Origin of the sequence: Pseudorhodobacter sp. E13, assembly GCF_003991405.1 — a bacterium.
In the GTDB taxonomy this organism is placed as follows: domain Bacteria; phylum Pseudomonadota; class Alphaproteobacteria; order Rhodobacterales; family Rhodobacteraceae; genus Pseudorhodobacter.
On the sequence record NZ_RPEN01000149.1, the window covers coordinates 18236 to 32395 of the forward strand.

Below are 14160 nucleotides of genomic sequence, written 5' to 3' on the forward strand. Positions count from 1 at the left end.
ATGGAAACACGGGCAAATTATGTTCTTATCGGCGCTTTCACGATTCTGGGCTTCATCGGCCTGATTGCCTTTTCGCTGTGGTTCGCGCGGGTGGAACTGGACCGCCAGTTTGCCTATTACGATGTGAAATTCACCTCTGTTTCCGGCCTTGCCCGCGCCTCGGATGTGCGCTTTGCCGGGCTGCCCGTGGGTCAGGTGGTGGAGGTGAAACTGTCGCCCGACAATGACGGCACCATCCTTGTGCGGCTGGAAGTGGCGCAAAACACGCCAGTGCGGGCTGGCTCTGTCGCGACCATCGAAAGTCAGGGTGTGACGGGTGTTTCCTATGTCGGCATCAGCGCGGGCGAGGTGCGCGAACCTTTGCTCCGCGATGTCTCTGACCTTGCCATCCCGCAGATTGAGGCAGGCCGCTCCATGCTGCAAAGCCTGTCCGAGGATGCGCCCGAACTGGTCAACGAAGTGCTGAATGTGGTGAAAGATCTGCGCAGGCTGATCAGCGATGAAAACGTCAGCCGGGTAGATAATATTCTGGCCAACCTCGACCGCGCCTCCGAAGGGTTTGCGCAGTCGCTGGATGATTTTACCGTGGTCGCGGGGGCCATTTCAGGCTTCGCGATTGAGATTTCCAACTTCAACGTCATGCTGGAAGGCGTAACCTCCAAGGCCGAAAGGCTGTTTGCCACGGCGGATGATATGCTGATTTCGATCAAGGAACTGGCCGAGGAATCGCAAACCACTGTCGCCACCGGCACCAAAACGCTGGAGCAAACGACAGAAACGCTGGCAAAGGCCGAAACCTTCATCGAAAAAGACCTGACTGCGACGACCCAGCAACTGGTCGACGGCATCGCCGAAACCAGGGCCGAAATTGCGCAGCTTGGGGAAGAGGCCCGCGCGATGGTGGCAGAATTCAAGAAAACCGGTGAAATCGCCTCCACCCGCCTGATGGAGGCCGAAGCCACGATCAAGGCAACCGATGCCGTGATCGTGCAGTTGAATGAAACGCTGATCTCGATGGACAAGGCTTCGATCAGTTTTGACGATCTGGTCACGCAGGACGGTGCTGAAATGGTGGCCGAAGCCCGCGCCGCCCTCGCCCCGATTTCCCGCGCCGCACAAGAAGACCTGCCCGCCATGGTCGCCGATATCCGCGCCGCCACCGCCACCGCCAACCAGGTGATGACCGAGGTCGGCACTGCGCTGACCTCGGCCAGTGGCAAGGCCGATGGCTTGATGGATGATGCCAGCACCAGCCTCGCCGCCGTCACCGAAAGCTTCACCCGCGCCAATACCACGCTGGACGCAATCAACTCCGCGCTGGCGGTGGGCGAACGCACCTTGGTTGCGGCCGAGAAAACCTTTGACGGGGCGGACCGCGTGATAAATGAAGATGTCAGCGCCATCGTCACCGATCTGCGCCGCACGATTGACGGGCTGGATGTGGCCATCGCCGGCGTGTCCGATGCCATTCCGGGGGTGACAGCCGATCTGCAAGCCGCCTCCAACGCCGCGCGTGAAACCTTTGAACGTGTCTCGGCGGTTGTTGCCGCCTCTGACCCGCCGATCCGCGATTTCACCACAGCCGCCCTGCCGCAATTTACAAGGCTCGCGCGCGAAACCCGCGACCTGATCAGCAACCTTGAACAGTTGACCAAACAAATCCAGCGTGATCCCGCGCGGTTCTTCCTTGGGGGCGATACCCCCGTTTACAAACGCAATTGAAAGAGGTCCTGCCATGACCCCGCGCCCCTTCCTGCTTGCCCTCACCACGCTGGCGCTGCTGCCCGGATGCTCTGCCCTCTCCGCGCTCAGCGGCGCGGCAACCCCACTGGACAATTACGATCTGTCCGCCCCAGCGGCCCCGCCCGTGGCCCGCAGCACAACTTCCCGGCAATTGGTGGTGGAACTGCCCACAGCCCCCGGCGCGCTAAGCACTGACCGCATCCTGATCCGCCCGCATCCGCTACAAGCCGCCTACCTGCCCGATGCACAATGGGCCGAAGAAACCCCGATCATGGTGCAAACCCTGCTGGTCCGCACGCTGGAGGACAGCAACGGCTTTCGCTACGTCGGCCGCCGCCCCTTGGGCGCCTCCGGCGATTACGCCTTGGTCAGCGAGCTGACGGATTTTCAAGCCGAAGTCGGCCCCGAGGGCAAAACCGCGCAAATCCGGCTACGCCTGACCGCCCGCATGGTGCGCGAGGATGATGCCGCAATCCTGTCCTCCCGCAGCTTCAACAGCAGCGCGACGGTCGCCTCAACCGACACCCTGCCGCTTGTCGAAGGCTTCAATCAAGCCAACCAAGCCCTAATGGCGGATGTGGCAAGCTGGGCGCTCAGCACCCTGAATATCGGCGTCAAACGCTAATTCATCTTGGCAAAAATACCTCGGGGGGAAAGTTGGATTGCCCTGCAATCCGACTGGGGGGCAGCGCCCCCTCCCCGCTCACACCACCATATCATCGCGGTGGATCAACGCGGCACGCCCGACATAGCCCAAAATCGCCTCGATCTCGCCCGACCGATGCCCCGCAATCGCGCGGGCCTCGAGCGCCGTATACCGCACAAGGCCTTTGCCCAGCACGGCACCATCCGGCCCCAATATCGCCACCGGATCGCCGCGCCCAAAGGCTCCGGAAACCGCCGAAACCCCGGCAGGCAACAGCGATTTCCCCGCCCGCAACGCCGCCACTGCGCCCGCATCCAACCGCAGCTCGCCGCGTGGTTTCATCGCATTGATCCAGCGTTTGCGCGCCTGCTGCGGATCGGCGCTGGACACAAACCACGTCCGCGCCGCCCCCAGCGATAAGGCCTGCAAGGGCCGCAGAGCGGACCCTTCCATGATCGCCATCGCACAGCCCCCCGCCACCGCCGTCTTGGCCGCCAGCAGCTTGGTTTTCATCCCACCTTTCGACAGGCCTGAAATCGGGTCGCCCGCCATCGCCTCAATCGCAGGGGTAATCTGCTCCACCACGTCAAAGCGCACCGCCGTTGGGTCCTCCTTGGGATTGGCGGAATAAAACCCATCCACATCCGACAGCAAGATCAACTGATCCGCCCCCACCGTCACCGCGATCTGCGCGGCCAGACGGTCGTTATCGCCAAAGCGGATTTCATCGGTGGCCACTGTATCGTTCTCATTCACAATCGGCACCACGCCCAAACCCAGCAAGGTCTCCATCGTCGCGCGAGAGTTCAGATAGCGCCGCCGGTCATCGGTATCCTCCAGCGTCACCAGCACCTGCCCCGTGGTAATCCCATGCGGGGCCAGAACCTCCTCATAGGCGCGGGCCAGCCGGATTTGCCCAACGGCGGCAGCGGCCTGCGATTGTTCCAAGGGCAATTCGGCAAAGGGCAGCCCCAACACCGTGCGCCCCAAAGCAATCGACCCCGAAGACACGATGACGACATCCGTGCCACGCGCCTTGGCTTCGGCCACATCCAGCGCCAAGGCCTCCAGCCAGTCATGGCGCAAACCACGCAGCCGGTCGACCAGCAAGGCCGACCCGATCTTGATCACCAACCGCTTGGCGCTGCGCACATCAGGCGCAGCAAGGCCTGTCCCCGTTACGGTTGCCATGGCGCTTCGTCCTCCACAACAACCCGGCCCTCCAATATCTGCGCGTAAAGGCGGCGCAATACATCCGGCATCCCTTGGTTCGACACACCCGAAATCGCAAAGACCTCACCGTCCACCACGCTTGCCAATTCGGCAAAACGTTCTTCCAGCGTTTCAGGGTCCAGCGCGTCGATCTTGGTCAGCGCGGTGATGCGCGGCTTGTCCCCCAGCTCTTCGGCATAGGCTTCAAGCTCGGTCACGATAGTCTGGTAATCCTCGGCCACCGTTTCGGACGTGCCATCGACCAGATGCAACAGCACCGCACAGCGTTCCACATGCGCCAGAAACTGCGTACCAAGGCCCGCCCCTTCGGAGGCACCTTCAATCAACCCCGGAATATCGGCCATCACAAATTCATGCCCGTCGATGCCCACAACCCCAAGGTTGGGCACCAGCGTGGTAAAGGGATAATCGGCAATCTTGGGCCGCGCGTTGGACACAGAGGCCAGAAACGTCGACTTTCCGGCATTGGGCAGGCCCACCAGCCCCGCATCGGCGATCAGTTTCAGGCGCAGCCAGATCGTGCGCTCCACCCCTTCCTGCCCGGAATTGGCGCGTGACGGCGCCCGGTTGGTGGATGATTTGAACTGCAAATTGCCCCAGCCACCATTGCCGCCCTTGGCCAGCAAAACCCGCTGCCCCACGGTGGTCAGATCGGCGATCACGGTTTCTTCGTCCTCGTCCAGAATCTCGGTGCCCACCGGCACTTTCAGCACGATATCATCACCGGTTTTCCCGGTGCGCTGGCTGCCCATGCCCGGCTGGCCCGATTTGGCAAAGAAATGCTGCTGATAGCGAAAGTCGATCAGGGTGTTCAGCCCCTCAACCGCTTCGGCCCAGACAGAGCCACCCTTGCCGCCATCGCCCCCGTCCGGCCCGCCGAATTCGATAAACTTCTCGCGCCGGAACGACACGCAACCCGACCCACCGCCACCAGAGCGGATATAGACTTTACACAGATCAAGGAATTTCATGGGTCCGGCTTTCAGCAAAAGGGTCAATGCGCTGCGTTACCCGATAAAGCGCCCCACCTCAAGCGCAGGCTGCGCCTGTGCCTTCGCGCGGCGACAAAATCGGCAAAACCCGCCGCGCGATGGGCCGCATCCAGATCGCGCAGCGGGAACAGACCTTAATCCGGGGCCGGGGTCAGCTCATCTTCTTCAGATAGGTCCATGTCTGCACCCGTGCGTTACGGGCAACGCTGAAGCTTTCGGCATCGCCCAGATAGCCAAAGCCGCAATTGGTCAGCACACGGGCCGAACCGGGATTGTCTTGAAACACCTGCGCAAAAATCGCTTTGTTCTTCAACGGATTGGCTGCAATCAAGGCCTGCACCGCCTCGGACGCATAGCCGGTGTTCCAAAAGGCCGGGGCCACCCAATAGCCGATCTCGGATTGGTCGCGATCCATCTGTTTCAGCGAAATCACACCCAGAACCTCGGGCATGGCATGGGCCGTGCCGTCCATCACCCAGATCCGCTCTGCCGCGCTCATGTTCATCGCGCGGGCGACGAAGGCCTCTGTCGCACCGGGCGGCAAGGGATGCGGGATGGAACTGGTGGATTCCGCGACCCGGATATCGCCGGCATAAAGGCCGATCAGCCCCGCATCCGACAACCGGACGGGGCGCAGCACCATCCGTTCCGTTGCAATCACGGGCTGTTCTTCGATCGTCTGAAACATCATCGCGTTCTCCTCCGAAAACACATGGGGAGACGTCCCCAAAAAACCAATACTCCGCTTCCCTCCCCGGAAACGGAAAGAGGACCGGCCTTTCAGCCGATCCCCTTGTTACATCTTGTCTGTAACGGTTCGACTTACTCGGCAGCCTCCGCAACCGGGAGAACCGAAATAAACGTGCGGCCCTTGAGGCCTTTCTTGAAGGTTACCTGGCCTTCGACAGTCGCAAAGATCGTGTGATCCGAACCCATGCCGACGCCGGTTCCCGGAAACATCTTCGTGCCACGCTGGCGAATGATGATATTGCCCGGAATGGCCGACTGGCCACCAAACAGCTTTACGCCCAGACGGCGACCGGCTGAGTCGCGGCCGTTACGGGATGAACCACCAGCTTTTTTATGTGCCATGGGGGATTACTCCTCGGTCGCGGCAGCTTTCGCCGCCTTTGGTTTCGCAGCGGCTTTCGCCTTTGCAGGGGCCTTTGCAGCCGGGGCGGCATCGGCGTTATGGGCAGCGCGGCGCGCATCGGCGGTGCCGGTCGCGGCCTTCACGTCGGACTTTTCAGCGCCCGAGGCCAGAACATCGGTCACACGCAGCAGCGTCAGGTGCTGGCGGTGGCCTTTGGTGCGCTGGCTGGAATGCTTCCGGCGACGCTTTACATAGTGGATGACCTTCGGGCCTTTGATCTGCTCGATCACTTCGGCCTGAACGGCAGCACCTGCAACCAGCGGCGCGCCAACGGTCAGCTTGTCGCCGCCAACCATCAGAATTTCGTTGAACTGGATTTTGTCGCCAGCAACGCAATCAAGCTTTTCAACGCGCAGGATATCCCCGGCTTGAACCTTGTATTGCTTGCCGCCTGTCTTGAGGACCGCGAACATCAGACTTTCCTTTTCATGTCTCCGCGTCCTGTGGCCCCAGTATTTACTGGCGTTTCGCTTAACCTCGGACAGCGCGCCCCCATATGGGACGATATCAAAAATAAACCCGGCCAAGTGTCGCCACCTGCCCGAGATGCGCGCTTATCGGGGAAAGGGGGCGCAGAGTCAAGCATAAGTAGGCCCGAAATTCCGCAGCCCTTTGGCAAGGCACCCAGCGCAAAGGGGGCTTGACAGGGTATCTTATATTTCATTATTTCATGAAATATGGAATCATTACTCACAGATCGCCTTGCCACCCTGAGCCACCCGCAGCGGCTGGCCGTGTTTCGCCTGTTGATGCGGCGCTTTCCCGATGCGCTGCCAGCCGGTGAGATTGCTATGGTTCTTGCTTTCAAGCCCAGCACCGCCTCGGTCTATCTGGCCGCCCTGACGCAAGCAGGGTTGATCACGCAGCAACGCGAAGGGGTGCGGCTGCTTTACGCCGTCAACCTGACGGCGGCGCAAGAAGTGGTGTCGGGTCTGTTTCTGGATTGCTGCCGGGGGCGCGCTGATCTGTGCCCCCCATCCGTTTCCAACCCGCTTGCCGGAGGCCCCCCGATGACCACCCGGAAATTCAACGTCCTGTTCCTGTGCACCGGCAATTCCGCCCGGTCAATCTTTGCCGAAGCGCTGCTGCGCGATCTGGCAGGCGACCGTTTCACCGCCTTTTCCGCAGGCACCGCGCCCCGCGCGCAGCCCAACCCCATCGCACTGGAAATGCTGCGCGCCAAAGGGCATGACATCGCGGAACTGCGGTCCAAAAACCTGACCGCGTTTCAAGGGCCCGATGCCCCGGTGATGGATTTCGTCTTTACCGTTTGCGACCATGCCGCGAATGAGGAATGCCCCACTTGGCCCGGCCAGCCGATTTCTGGCCATTGGGGCCTGCCCGACCCGGTGAAAGCCACGGGCACCGAGGCCGAAAGACGCCTCGCCTTTCAAGAATGTTACGGCGGCCTGCGCAACCGATTGGCCGCCTTCACCGCTCTGCCCTTTGCCGAACTCGACCGCGCCGCCTTGCAAAAGCGCGTGGATGCGATCGGCACAGCATATATAAAGGATAATTGACCATGACCACCTATGCGCTCAACGGCCTTGGCCGTATCGGAAAACTGGCCCTGCGCCCCTTGCTGGAGCGTGGCGCGCACATCGCCTTTATCAATGATGCCGTGGGCGATGCCGCCATGCATGCCCATTTGCTGGAATTTGATTCGGTGCATGGCCGCTGGCCTGCCAGTTTTGCGGCGGATGACAGCGCGATCACGATTGATGGCACCCGCATCCCCGTCACCAACAGCCGCCGGATCGAGGATTTGCCGCTGGACGGCGTCGATGTGGTGATTGATTGCACCGGCGCTTTCAAAACGGCGGCAAAACTCGCCCCCTATTTCGCGGCGGGGGTAAAGAAAGTGGTCGTCTCTGCCCCGGTCAAGGATGGGCCAACGGCGAATATCGTTTATGGCGTGAATGATAAGGTTTACGACCCGGCGGCGCATCAGATCATCACAGCGGCCAGTTGCACCACCAATTGCCTTGCGCCCGTGGTCAAGGTTTTGCTGGAGGGCATCGGGATCAAGCACGGCTCTATCACCACGATCCATGATGTGACCAACACGCAAACCATCGTCGACCGCCCGGCCAAAGACCTGCGGCGCGCACGCTCGGCCCTGACCAACCTGATCCCCACGACGACAGGCTCTGCCACTGCGATCACGCTGATTTACCCGGAACTGAAAGGCAAGTTGAACGGCCATGCGGTGCGGGTGCCGCTGCTCAATGCCTCTATCACCGATTGCGTGTTCGAAATGGCCCGCGACACCACGGCAGAGGAGGTGAACGCCTTGTTCAAAGCCGCCGCCGAGGGGCCGCTGAAGGGTATTCTGGGCTATGAAACCCGGCCGCTTGTGTCCTCCGATTACACCAATGATCCGCGTAGCGGCATTATTGATGCCCCTTCGACCATGGTGGTGAATGGCACGCAGGTGAAGGTTTACGCCTGGTATGATAACGAATTCGGCTATGCCAATCGTCTGGTCGATGTGGCGCTGATGGTGGGGGCCGCGCTGTGACACCCGCCCGCCCCGCTGGCCTTGCCGCTTATGCCACGGTCACTGCGGCCTATTGGGCCTTCATGCTGACCGATGGCGCGCTGCGGATGCTGGTCTTGCTGCACTTCCACCGGCTTGGCTTTTCACCGGTGCAGCTTGCCTATCTGTTCGTGCTGTATGAGGTGGCGGGGATTGTGACCAACCTGTCGGCAGGCTGGATTGCGGCGCGGTTTGGCCTGACATCAACGCTTTATGCGGGGCTGTCGTTGCAGGTTCTGGCCTTGCTGGCCCTTGCGCAGCTTGATCCGGGCTGGGGCCTCACGGCCTCGGTCATCTTTGTGATGCTGGTGCAGGGGCTTTCGGGCGTGGCCAAGGACCTTGCGAAGATGAGCGCCAAGAGCGCGGTGAAATTGCTGGCCCCCAGCACCGAGGGTGGCTTGTTTCGCTGGGTGGCTTTGCTTACCGGATCGAAAAACGCGGTCAAAGGCTTGGGCTTTTTGCTGGGGGCGGGGCTGCTGGCGCTGCTGGGCTTTGTGCCTTCGGTGCTGGGCATGGCTGCGATCCTGTTCGCCATTCTGGTCGGCGTGGTCGCCAAAATGCCCAAGGGCCTGCCCATCGGTCGCAAGGGCGCGAAATTCACCGAGGTCTTTTCCAAAAACCGCAACATCAACTGGTTAAGCATGGCGCGGCTGTTCCTGTTCGGCGCGCGGGATGTCTGGTTCGTGGTGGGCATCCCGATTTATTTCTATGCCGTGCTGTCAGATGGCAGCGCGGCGGGCAATCGTGCGGCGTTTTTCATGATCGGCAGCTTCATGGCGGTCTGGACCATCCTTTACGGTGCCGTGCAGGCCCGCGCCCCGCGCATCCTGAACGCCGCCACACGGACCGAGGCAGAGTTGCTGGGCCAAGCGCGGGCTTGGGTGGCGCTTCTGGCGCTGGTGCCTGCCACCCTTGCCGCGCTGGTCTGGCTGGCGCCGGCCCCATCACCCGCGCTCACGGTGGCGGTTGTGGTCGGGTTGTTGGGTTTTGGCGGCGTGTTTGCGGTGAATTCGGCGCTGCATTCTTACCTGATCCTGCGCTTTTCCGATGCCGAACGGGTCACGATGGATGTGGGCTTTTACTATATGGCCAATGCGGCCGGACGGCTGGTTGGCACGCTGCTATCAGGGCTGACCTATCAACTCGGTGGCTTGCCGCTTTGCCTTGGCACGGCGGCGCTGATGATCGGGCTTGCCGCGGCCAGCACGGCGCAACTGCGCGCCACGGAGGCAGGCAGCGCCTAGTCCAGATAGGCAGGCTCCTGCTCGGCCAGAATGGAATGCACCGCCGCCAGATGCTTGTCGGCAAAGCCGGGGTATTCCTCCCACTGGCGGGCGGTTTTCTCGGCCACGGCATCGCTGGCGATGTTCAGCGGGCGGCCCGTGGCAAGTGCCGTCAGATAGGTTTCCGCCGCGCGTTCATAGTAATAGATCGTATCAAAGCACCACGCGACCGAAGGGCCGATCACCAAAATCCCGTGCTGCCCCATCATCAGAACAGAGCGATTGCCAAGGCAGGTGGCAAGCCGCTCTGCCTCATCCCCCAGCCCCATGCCATCAAACCCGTCATCCACCGCGACCCGGTTGAAAAACCGCATGGAATTCTGGTCAACGGGGGGCAGCACCGGGTCTTTCAGACAGGCCAGCGCGGTCGCGTATTTCGAATGAAGATGCATGATGCAGCGGGCCTGCGGCAGCTTGCGATGAATCGCGCCGTGAATGGCCCATGCTGTCGGGTCCACATCCGCCCGGCCCGCGGGGGCCGCATTGGCGTTCAGCAGCAGCAAATCCGAGGCGCGCATCTGCGACCAATGCCGCCCGTAGGGGTTCATCAGAAATTCGGCCCCATCGGCGGAAACCGCAAGGCTATAGTGATTGGCGATGCCTTCATGCATCCCCAGCCGCGCGGTATAGCGCAGGGCAGCAGCAAGATCGCGGCGGGCATCGGTTTGGGGCATGGTAGCGCCTTGGGCTGGAACACGGGATGCCCGCAGCCTGATACAGGACCGCGCGAAAAGCAAAGGCGTTTTGCAGCGCGCAAGGGTGCGGCCCGTCTGGTCATCGGCCCGCTGCCGCCTATATGGTGGCGCAAGGCAAGCAAGGGCAGGCAAAGATGGCACAGCGCGAAGCAATTTTGGTGGCCCATGGCTCCCCCGCCGATCCCGACCCGCAAGAGGCGGTCATGCAGGCGCTGGCGGTGCGCGTCTCTTTCTGGGCACCGGGCTGGCATGTGCGCGGGGCCACCTTGGCGAAAGACGGCGCGCTGGAGGCGGCCTTGGCCCGCATGAAAGCCCCGCTCATCTATCCGTTTTTCATGGCCGAGGGTTGGTTCACCCGCATCAACCTGCCGCGCCGCTTGAATGCTGCGGGGCGCGAAGGGTTAACGCAATTGCTGCCCTTTGGCACCGATCCGGCCTTGCCCGACCTGATTGAGGCCGTCTTGCGGGCCGCAGGCGGCCCCGGCCCGGTCTTGCTGGCGGCGCATGGCAGCAAAGTGTCGAAAACCTCGGGCGATACGACCTATCAGATGGCCGCCACGCTGGAGGCGCGCGGGCTTGGCCCCATCCATCCCGCCTTTGTCGAAGAAGCCCCCTTTCTGCAAGAGGTGGCCGAGAAGATGGCAAGCGGCACCTGCCTGCCCTTCTTTGCGCTCAGCGCCGGGCATGTGGTGCAGGATGTGCCCGAGGCGCTGGAGGCTGCTGCATTCAAAGGCCCGCGGCTTCCCCCCATAGGTGAGGCGGCGGGCGTGGCCGCCCTGATCGCTGCGGCCTTGCAGCGCGGGGCTTAGGGCTTAGGGCCTAGAGCTTAGGGTGTGGGCAAAACCCCGATCACCGGGGCATGCAGCCAAAACAGCAGCGCCCAAACGGCGATACCTGGCGCCAAACGTGCAAGGCTTGGCGCGGCAACAGGCCGCCACCGCCCCGCAAACAAGGCCGCGAACGGCCAGCCAGAGGTGTTGCACGCCAAGCCTTGCCACGCTGCGGCCCCCATCAGCCGCTGATTGCGCCGGTCAATCAAGCGCTGCCCCAGCAGGGCGAAAACCGCGAAACTGCCAAACAGCAGCACATGCGCCAGATCACCATTCACCAGCATATGCACCCCCGACCACAGCCCCAGCGCCCAGAGCAGCGGATGCCGCACTACCCCGGCAATGCCGGGATGCGCCGGGTCAAACCCGTTCGCCCGCCCGCCAAAGGACAACGGGTTCGGTGCCCCGATCCCGAACACCGCCAGCATCACCGCGAAAGGCATCACCAGATTGACCGCCCAGCGCTGCCAGACCGCCTGATCCCACAGCGGCACAAAAGGCGCGCGCCCCGCCGCCACGATCAGCCACACCAGCAGCGCCAATGACACAAGACTATAGGCCAGCGTGAATCCGCGCGCGCCGATCCGGGCCGTCAGCGCCGCCTTCACACCCGGCTGCGTCGGGATGCGATGCGACAGCAAAAACAGCGCAAACGCCGTGATAAGCTCCGCCCAACCGCCTGTCATTGCGCTGCCCTTTCCTTCAATCCGCGCCGACCATAGCCGCCCTGCACGGGCACCGCCTTGCCCAAAATCAAGCGCTTACCTGCCACTATGTCCCGCAAAAGGTGCGGAAATTGGCAAAGCTGTCCGGTGCGGGCTGGGCGAATGGCTCTTGCCCCGCAACCGCAGCAAACGGGGCCGACAGCACAGACAACAACAGATCGAACGGGGCCATATCGCCTGCCTTGGCTGCGGCCAATGCGCCTTCGACCAGATGATTGCGCGGGATATACAGCGGGTTGACCGCGTTCATCGCTGCGGCCCGCGCCTTGGGGGTCAACGGATCGCGGGCAAGCCGGGCCTGCCACTCCTCTTGCCAGTCGCGCAGGGCCTCGGGGTCGGTGACTTGGGCGCGCAGGGCCGCAGCATCGCCCAAAACCACATCGCCCAAGGCGCGGAAACTGTTGGTATAATCCGCGCCCTGCCCTTCCAGGGCTTTCAAGAAAGCATAGGCCAGCGCGAAGTCTCCATCCTCTGCCGTGGTCAGGCCAAGCTTCGGGCGCATCTGGGCCAACCAATCGGCCTCATAGATATCCGAGAACCCGTCAATCGCCTCGGTCGCGATACGGATCGCGGTGTCATCATCCGGGTCCAGAAAAGGCAGCAGCGTTTCAGCAAAACGCGCAAGGTTCCAGCGCGCAATGCCGGGTTGGTTGCCATAGGCATAGCGCCCCTGCCGATCAATCGAGGAAAACACCGTCGCCGGATCATAGGCATCCATGAAGGCGCAGGGGCCGTAATCAATCGTCTCGCCCGACAGCGCCATGTTATCGGTGTTCATCACCCCATGGATGAACCCCACCGCCATCCATTGCGCCACCAGCCGGGATTGCAGCGCAACCGTGCGGCGCAGCAGGGCCAAGGCGGCCTCTGGCACCGGCAGATCGCGCAGGTCGGGGTGGTGGCGCGCGATGGTATACTGCATCAATTGCAGCAGCTTGTCGTTTTCGCCCCGCGCGGCAAAGAACTGAAACGTGCCGACCCGCAGATGCGACGCCGCCACCCGCGCCAAGACCGCGCCCTGCTCTGGCCCACTGTCGCGCAAAATCTGTTCCCCCGTTGTGCAAGCGGCCAGCGCGCGGGTCGTGGGGATGTGCAAGGCCTGCATCGCCTCGCCCATCAGATATTCGCGCAGCACCGGGCCAAGGGCTGCTTTGCCATCCCCGCCCCGCGAAAACGGCGTGCGGCCAGAGCCTTTGAGGTGAATATCCCGCCGCGCGCCGCTTTGGTCCAGCACCTCGCCCAGCAACAGGGCCCGCCCGTCACCAAGCTGCGGGGAAAACCCGCCGAACTGATGCCCGGCATAGGCCATGGCCAAAGGCTGCGCCCCCGCTGGCGCCACAGCCCCGGTCAGCACTTTCGCCCCATCGGATGTGGCCAGCGCCGCTGGGTCCAGCCCCAATTCCCGCGCCAGCGCCTCATTGATGCGGATCACCTGCGGATCGGGATGCCGCGCGCCCTGCCATTCCACATAAAACCCTTGCAGATCGCGGGCATAGCTGTTGTCAAAGGCAAAGCCAAAGGGGGGTTCGGGGCTGGTCATACCGGTGTTTTCCTTTTCTGGCCGTGCAAGGCGTTTAAACGGTGGCAAGGGGCGGGTGCTTGCCTTGGCGGCGCAGCCAACAGATAGCACCAAGCCCACGGCCCGGCAAATCCGGGCAGCATCCGGTGCAACAAACAGTTGCGCCGCGTCGCGGCTTCACGCTATGCGAAGGCAGGTTTTGCAGGATATCCCCATGATTTCGATTGCCGCAGAAAGCCCCTTGGGCGCCGATCTGTCGCTGCTGATGGCGCGCCATACCGCAGATATGCATGCCGACACCCCGCCCGAAAGCATCCATATGATGGATGCAAGCCAACTTGCGGTGCCAGAGGTCAGCTTTTTCGTGATGCGCCATATCGGCGTGCCGGTTGGCATGGGCGCCTTCAAGCGGATCAACGCGGATCATGCCGAAATCAAGTCGATGCATATCCTGACCGAAGCACGCGGGCGCGGCCTGTCCAAGCGCATGCTCACCCACTTGATGGATGAGGCGCGCGCCATGGGCTTTAGGCGGCTGAGCCTTGAAACCGGCGTGCAGCCCACTTTCATCGCTGCCCGCGCGCTTTACGCCAAAGCCGGTTTCACCGAATGCCCGCCTTTTGAAGGTTACACACTGGACCCGAACAGCGTTTTCATGACGCTTGCCCTGTAAACCCCCCTTGCACGATTGCCCCGTCTGCCGCAAAAGAGGGCCATGCGGGCCCATAGCTCAACTGGATAGAGCAGCCGACTTCTAATCGGCAGGTTGAGGGTTCGATTCCTTCTGGGCCCGCCAAGCATC

At 62.3% G+C, this 14160-nt stretch carries 15 protein-coding genes and 1 tRNA gene; 8 read left to right on the top strand and 8 right to left on the bottom strand.

Going from position 1 to position 14160, the window contains the following annotated elements; translation table 11 throughout:
• On the top strand, window positions 1-1722 hold the full coding sequence (locus EGN72_RS05420) for an MlaD family protein (RefSeq protein WP_127045639.1): 1722 nt from the start codon (window positions 1-3) through the stop codon (window positions 1720-1722).
• Window positions 1723-1735: 13 nt separating this feature from the next.
• Entirely contained in the window at window positions 1736-2368 is a 633-nt protein-coding gene (locus EGN72_RS05425; protein ID WP_127045640.1) for an ABC-type transport auxiliary lipoprotein family protein, read from the top strand.
• Window positions 2369-2446: 78 nt separating this feature from the next.
• Here the strand turns inward: EGN72_RS05425 and proB are convergent, their stop codons facing one another.
• The 5 genes from proB to rplU form a co-directional block, all read right to left on the bottom strand.
• Entirely contained in the window at window positions 2447-3580 is a 1134-nt protein-coding gene (gene proB / locus EGN72_RS05430) for a glutamate 5-kinase (RefSeq protein ID WP_127045641.1), read from the bottom strand.
• Window positions 3568-4593 carry a GTPase ObgE gene (gene obgE / locus EGN72_RS05435; protein WP_127045642.1) on the bottom strand — a complete coding sequence of 342 codons (1026 nt, stop codon included), beginning with the start codon at window positions 4591-4593 and terminating at the stop codon, window positions 3568-3570. Before obgE ends, proB begins: the two co-directional genes overlap by 13 nt.
• Before the next feature lie 172 nt (window positions 4594-4765).
• Window positions 4766-5305 (bottom strand): GNAT family N-acetyltransferase, encoded by a 540-nt coding sequence (locus EGN72_RS05440; protein ID WP_127045643.1) that lies wholly within the window; start codon window positions 5303-5305, stop codon window positions 4766-4768.
• A 131-nt stretch (window positions 5306-5436) separates the two neighbouring features.
• Complete coding sequence (gene rpmA, locus EGN72_RS05445) at window positions 5437-5706, bottom strand: 50S ribosomal protein L27 (RefSeq protein WP_127045644.1); 270 nt, start codon at window positions 5704-5706, stop codon at window positions 5437-5439.
• Between the two features lie 6 nt (window positions 5707-5712).
• The gene (gene rplU / locus EGN72_RS05450; RefSeq protein ID WP_127045645.1) at window positions 5713-6180 is read right to left on the bottom strand and encodes a 50S ribosomal protein L21; all 468 of its coding nucleotides are present in this window, start codon (window positions 6178-6180) and stop codon (window positions 5713-5715) included.
• Between the two features lie 264 nt (window positions 6181-6444).
• Here rplU and EGN72_RS05455 point away from each other — a divergent pair, with 264 nt between their 5' ends.
• From EGN72_RS05455 to arsJ, 3 genes are read left to right on the top strand one after another with little or no spacing between them, the layout of a single operon-like run.
• Window positions 6445-7287, top strand: coding sequence for a helix-turn-helix domain-containing protein (locus EGN72_RS05455; protein ID WP_127045646.1), 843 nt, complete (start codon window positions 6445-6447; stop codon window positions 7285-7287).
• 2 nt (window positions 7288-7289) lie between these two features.
• Window positions 7290-8288: an ArsJ-associated glyceraldehyde-3-phosphate dehydrogenase gene (locus EGN72_RS05460; protein WP_127045647.1), complete on the top strand. Its 999-nt coding sequence runs from the start codon at window positions 7290-7292 to the stop codon at window positions 8286-8288.
• On the top strand, window positions 8285-9550 hold the full coding sequence (arsJ, locus tag EGN72_RS05465) for an organoarsenical effux MFS transporter ArsJ (RefSeq protein ID WP_148114245.1): 1266 nt from the start codon (window positions 8285-8287) through the stop codon (window positions 9548-9550). Before EGN72_RS05460 ends, arsJ begins: the two co-directional genes overlap by 4 nt.
• Here arsJ and EGN72_RS05470 read toward each other — a convergent pair.
• Window positions 9547-10263 carry a class II aldolase/adducin family protein gene (locus tag EGN72_RS05470; RefSeq protein ID WP_127045648.1) on the bottom strand — a complete coding sequence of 239 codons (717 nt, stop codon included), beginning with the start codon at window positions 10261-10263 and terminating at the stop codon, window positions 9547-9549. The two genes, arsJ and EGN72_RS05470, sit on opposite strands and share 4 nt — an antisense overlap.
• Before the next feature lie 155 nt (window positions 10264-10418).
• Between EGN72_RS05470 and EGN72_RS05475 the strand changes: the two genes are divergently transcribed.
• Window positions 10419-11093 (top strand): sirohydrochlorin chelatase, encoded by a 675-nt coding sequence (locus EGN72_RS05475; protein ID WP_127045649.1) that lies wholly within the window; start codon window positions 10419-10421, stop codon window positions 11091-11093.
• 17 nt (window positions 11094-11110) lie between these two features.
• Here the strand turns inward: EGN72_RS05475 and EGN72_RS05480 are convergent, their stop codons facing one another.
• Together EGN72_RS05480 and EGN72_RS05485 are read right to left on the bottom strand one after the other, a co-directional pair.
• Window positions 11111-11800, bottom strand: a complete 690-nt coding sequence (locus EGN72_RS05480) for an NnrU family protein (RefSeq protein ID WP_127045650.1) — start codon at window positions 11798-11800, stop codon at window positions 11111-11113.
• 85 nt (window positions 11801-11885) lie between these two features.
• Window positions 11886-13379 carry a YdiU family protein gene (locus EGN72_RS05485; RefSeq protein WP_127045651.1) on the bottom strand — a complete coding sequence of 498 codons (1494 nt, stop codon included), beginning with the start codon at window positions 13377-13379 and terminating at the stop codon, window positions 11886-11888.
• Between the two features lie 244 nt (window positions 13380-13623).
• Between EGN72_RS05485 and EGN72_RS05490 the strand changes: the two genes are divergently transcribed.
• A complete protein-coding gene (locus EGN72_RS05490; RefSeq protein WP_233587044.1) occupies window positions 13624-14031 on the top strand; it encodes a GNAT family N-acetyltransferase in 408 nt (135 codons plus the stop codon).
• A 46-nt stretch (window positions 14032-14077) separates the two neighbouring features.
• Window positions 14078-14154: transfer RNA gene (locus EGN72_RS05495), tRNA-Arg, on the top strand.
• Window positions 14155-14160 lie beyond the last annotated feature (6 nt).

What these genes read in the sequence shown, in the direction of transcription:
- rpmA (WP_127045644.1), bottom strand. Translation starts at nt 5,706, where the DNA reads ATGGCACATAAAAAAGCTGGTGGTTCATCCCGTAACGGCCGCGACTCA.
- EGN72_RS05460 (WP_127045647.1), top strand. Translation starts at nt 7,290, where the DNA reads ATGACCACCTATGCGCTCAACGGCCTTGGCCGTATCGGAAAACTGGCC.
- proB (WP_127045641.1), bottom strand. Translation starts at nt 3,580, where the DNA reads ATGGCAACCGTAACGGGGACAGGCCTTGCTGCGCCTGATGTGCGCAGC.
- EGN72_RS05455 (WP_127045646.1), top strand. Translation starts at nt 6,445, where the DNA reads ATGGAATCATTACTCACAGATCGCCTTGCCACCCTGAGCCACCCGCAG.
- EGN72_RS05480 (WP_127045650.1), bottom strand. Translation starts at nt 11,800, where the DNA reads ATGACAGGCGGTTGGGCGGAGCTTATCACGGCGTTTGCGCTGTTTTTG.
- obgE (WP_127045642.1), bottom strand. Translation starts at nt 4,593, where the DNA reads ATGAAATTCCTTGATCTGTGTAAAGTCTATATCCGCTCTGGTGGCGGT.
- EGN72_RS05475 (WP_127045649.1), top strand. Translation starts at nt 10,419, where the DNA reads ATGGCACAGCGCGAAGCAATTTTGGTGGCCCATGGCTCCCCCGCCGAT.
- EGN72_RS05485 (WP_127045651.1), bottom strand. Translation starts at nt 13,379, where the DNA reads ATGACCAGCCCCGAACCCCCCTTTGGCTTTGCCTTTGACAACAGCTAT.
- rplU (WP_127045645.1), bottom strand. Translation starts at nt 6,180, where the DNA reads ATGTTCGCGGTCCTCAAGACAGGCGGCAAGCAATACAAGGTTCAAGCC.
- EGN72_RS05470 (WP_127045648.1), bottom strand. Translation starts at nt 10,263, where the DNA reads ATGCCCCAAACCGATGCCCGCCGCGATCTTGCTGCTGCCCTGCGCTAT.
- EGN72_RS05420 (WP_127045639.1), top strand. Translation starts at nt 1, where the DNA reads ATGGAAACACGGGCAAATTATGTTCTTATCGGCGCTTTCACGATTCTG.
- EGN72_RS05490 (WP_233587044.1), top strand. Translation starts at nt 13,624, where the DNA reads ATGGCGCGCCATACCGCAGATATGCATGCCGACACCCCGCCCGAAAGC.
- EGN72_RS05425 (WP_127045640.1), top strand. Translation starts at nt 1,736, where the DNA reads ATGACCCCGCGCCCCTTCCTGCTTGCCCTCACCACGCTGGCGCTGCTG.
- EGN72_RS05440 (WP_127045643.1), bottom strand. Translation starts at nt 5,305, where the DNA reads ATGATGTTTCAGACGATCGAAGAACAGCCCGTGATTGCAACGGAACGG.